2 protein-coding genes are annotated in these 4,047 nt (G+C 49.7%); both read right to left on the bottom strand.

Annotation, left to right across the window (positions count from 1 at the left end; all coding sequences use genetic code 11):
- Positions 1–1,992, bottom strand: a 1,992-nt coding sequence (locus FP815_03830; GenBank protein MBA3014067.1) for a DUF559 domain-containing protein, incomplete at its 3' end; no start/stop codon positions are given.
- A partial coding sequence (locus tag FP815_03825) for a hypothetical protein (protein ID MBA3014066.1) occupies positions 1,938–4,047 on the bottom strand: 2,110 nt, incomplete at its 5' end. The genes FP815_03830 and FP815_03825, both read right to left, overlap by 55 nt.

Below are 4,047 nucleotides of genomic sequence, written 5' to 3'. Positions count from 1 at the left end.
GGCGGAGGTAACTTTTTCCCGGTGCGCCACTTCGGCTACGGACTCGGGTTCAGTTACCTTATGCAGCATTTCGGCGAGCTTCGAATCAAAGGCCCCAGGTGAATCAACGTGCAGAACCGCAATAGACTCATGAATTTCGATCCCCTCTCTAATAGCGGAAAGTAGCCGCTGCAGCTCGCGATCGCGATTCTTAAACCAATCGGTTGACCAGATGCGATGAACCCTCCAGCCTTTCCGCTCAAGTATTTCTTGCCGTAAGCGGTCACGATCTCGGACCGATTTTGCCGAATGATAGGCCGCACCGTCACATTCGACCCCAAGGATAAACTCGCCCCCATTTTCAGGATGGAGAACGCCAATGTCGATAAAAAATCCTGCAACGCCGACTTGGGAAACAGTCTTGAACCCATGAATATTGAGGTGATGTGCAACAGCAAGCTCAAAATCGCTGTCCGCCTCTCTGCTTCCAACTGAACCGTAGTCTGGCAGAATACCTGTTTCTGCGTATTCAAGATATGCCTTCAGCGCTAGTGTCCCTTTTGAAGGGTTTTCAGAGAGCTTGATGTCAGATGAACGGAGCGACGTAAACAATTCGAGGCGTTTCTTGGCTCGGGTAAAAATGACATTAAGCCGTCGCCAACCTGTATCGCGCGCAATCGGGCCAAACCGTTGATAGACTTTCCCCGTTGATGGCTCCGGACCATAAGTTGTGGCGACAAAGATTACGTCTCGTTCATCGCCCTGCACATTCTCGAGATTTTTAACAAAGAATGGCTCTTCGTCTTCCTCTGTTTCCTTGATTGCCCGTTCAAGCCATGGTTGATCTTTCTGGAACCGGTCAAGAACGTCAAGGATTAGTTCGGTCTGTTCCCGGTTGAATGTGGCCACTCCAAGGGTGACTTTAGGTTGACTCCGAAAGTGTTCGACAACTGCCAGTGCCACCGCTTCTGCTTCGACTCGGTTACGACCTTTTAGATAGGTGGCTCCTTCGATGTAGTGCCGATGGACGCCGTAGTTACGGTTCTTGCCCATGGGTGAAGGGAAGATAACCATATCCCCATCGTAGAAGCGAAGGTTGGAGAAAGCAATGAGACTCTCGTGTTCAGAGCGATAATGCCAACGCAATCGACGCTTGCGGTATGAAGTAAGACAAATATCTAAAATTGATTCGGTGTCTTGAATTGCTGAAATCTCATCATCCTCTTCGGCAGGGCCATCATTTCTGTCGAAGAAGCTAGTGGGCGGTAGCTGATTTGGGTCGCCAACGACGATTAGCTGTTTGGCCCGAGCAATAGCACCGAGCGCATCCTCAGGTTTTAGTTGTGAGGCCTCATCCATGACGACAAGATCAAAAGTTACCTGTCCAGGTTCCAGATATTGAGCTACAGATAGAGGACTCATCATAAAGCATGGTTTGAGCGCCTGCAGTGCGCGACCCGCCCTACGAACAAATTGGCGAATCGGAATGTGACGTTTTTGCTTCTGCAACTCACGTTCTATTAGTGCCAGGTCGGTATGCTCTCTGACCGGGCCATAGCCTATCCCTTGCGGAACTTGACGAGTGCTGGCTTTAAACGCGATCCGTTCTCGGTTATTGTTCATGATTTGCCGATCAAGAGAGGAAAAACGCTCACGTATCCCTTCAAATTCAGCACGGGTGAATGCGGCTAGCTGCGAATGCTTTGAGATAATTTCCCTGGCCATGCTGTCGTATACCGAATGCCGGAAGAGGGCAGCACTTTCTTCAGGAGTGATTCGCTCACTGTCAATAGCCTCGATGATTGAGTCAAGCCCGATGGTATTTGCTCGTTCAAATGCACGTCTATAGTCCCCCCAAGTGATCAAGTAACGAATATTTTCCAGAGCAACGGTAATTGATTTTGAAAAATCCTCTAATGTGTATGTTTGGGCGTTACAGCCGAAGAGGCCCTCTTCGGTTAATACTTCTCCATAACTGGCAAGACCTGCTGCAAAGGCATCGCACTGCCCCAAAAAACTTCGTTAGCGGCTAGAAAGTTTTCAAGCAAATCGCGGCGGGTTCTCGTTTCGGCTGATACAAGCCAAGAAACCAATTCCCGAGGTAATCGGCCCCTTTCATTAAGGGCTCCCACCCATTGTGCTGTGTTAAGGATATTGCTTGTGTCTGTTTCTAGACGACGATATTCACTCCCAAGCAATCGTCGATAACGATCATCGTCAAGGCTCGCCTGGAGATGATCCGCCGCTAAAAACGACTGCGCTGCCGATGCGATCGACGTGATGTCGATGCTAATAAGGGGAGGATAGGTAAGGATTGGCTTGGTCGTTTCTTCGAGACGATCTTGGTCTTTCATCAGACGGGAGAGCGTTTCACCGGTGGTGGCATCAGGCGCCAGATTCAGCGAAGCAAGAAATGGGGTAAGCTCTCTCAGTGTGTCACGGACTTTTTTTGCAGCGCTCGCAACAATCGGAGTTATTTGGGCAATCCTCGGGGCAAGAGAATATGCCTTGGCCTGTGAGCCAACCACCTTGGCCAATTCCTGCCCCCAGAGGATGCTTTCCTCAAGTTTTCCCCAATCAGTTTCTAATCCTGAATAGAGTGGACCAAGGCTTTTGCTGTATTTTTGTTCAGTGCGAATTGCGTCAATGGCGGTCAGGGTGTCAACCAAGCATTCCAATCGTTCGACTAGATCGGGGGCTCCAAAAGACTTAGGTTCAACGAGAAACCCCTTGATGGTGCGTCGAACTGCCCGATATTGGGAGGAAAAGATAGCGAAAAAAGAACCTCGGAAAGATCGCAAGTTTCTGGCTAAGTCAGCAAGTGCTGTACGATCCGGCAGATAACGGAACAAAATTGTTTGGCTGTATGCCGCTAAATTGCTTTTCAAAGCCTCACAAGTATCATGAGCTGTATGGAAAGTGGCGATTGTCTCCTCTTGCATGTATTCGGGGTGGCATTTGTCTTTGATAACCGCAGGGGTTGAATCCATTACGCGATTCAAATCGACAATTTGCTCGTACTGGCCCAGCTCGATCGGAGGAGCAGCGAAAAAATCTTCAACCGTAATAGCAGCATCAATAAGCTGAGAGAGAATGGTAGCCGCCTCCCTCAGCTCATTTGCCAGGGCCGCCAACTCACGCACGTTCCGGTCGCCATACCCAAGAGATTCAAGTTGGCTAGAGGCGTCAGCAATCGGAAGTACCTTAGCACTATTGACCTCAGGAGCAACAGCTCGGGAAACAATATCCGCCACCCTCAGTAACTCACGATGTTCAGCTATGGCTGAACCTAGTCCTTCGACGGATTCGATGTTTGCCGGATCAATGAAGTGCTCTGCCAGCGTCTGTAAGAAATCTCCTGGATATTCCTGCAAAACATCACGATGGGTATGTCGCAATCGACGGAAGTGATCAAAAGTGAATGCCAACGGCCATGTGACGTCGTCCACGCACTGTTTAAGATGGTGACGATATTGTTCGACCTGCGATTGAATCGCCGTAAAGAGGTCTGCCACTAATGCTTCATCCCCTGGGAGGATGTTGCCTGGTCGAAAATCCCTCCATGCTCGGATGGCATCTTCGGACAAGTCAAGGCGTAAACGTGCCACGTCCTGAAGTAGGTTGATCCTCTCATTGATCTGCTCGCGGGTAAGCAATAATGCTTTGTTGACACAAAAGCGTGGGCACTGACCTTTAAGCTCAGTGCGACATCGCTCAGCCGCCCAGAAGATGTCGTAAATGGTTTCGCCACTCGGTCCGACATGGCTGTTGACCAGAGTAGAATAGGCAATTAGCCGATCTCGTTCGCAAGTGAGGTCGTTGATTACATAATCAAGTGCACAGGCATCCTTAAACGTTTTCTTGATACGTCGCCCGATGTCGGCATGAAGTTGGCCTTTTTGAGTCTTATGGCTGTGCAGTTCGAGACAAAAATCTCCTAGACCTGTGTGGTCGAGACGCGAGCGAACAACCTCAAGGGCGGCTTTTTTCTCTGCGACAAAAAGAACTGACAACCCTTGATGAAGGGCTGCAGCAATGAGATTGGCGATGGTCTGGCTTTTGCCGGTC

The sequence above is a fragment of the Desulfobulbaceae bacterium genome (assembly GCA_013792005.1).
Lineage (GTDB): Bacteria > Desulfobacterota > Desulfobulbia > Desulfobulbales > VMSU01 > VMSU01.
This window is presented reverse-complemented; position numbering and strand designations above follow the sequence as displayed.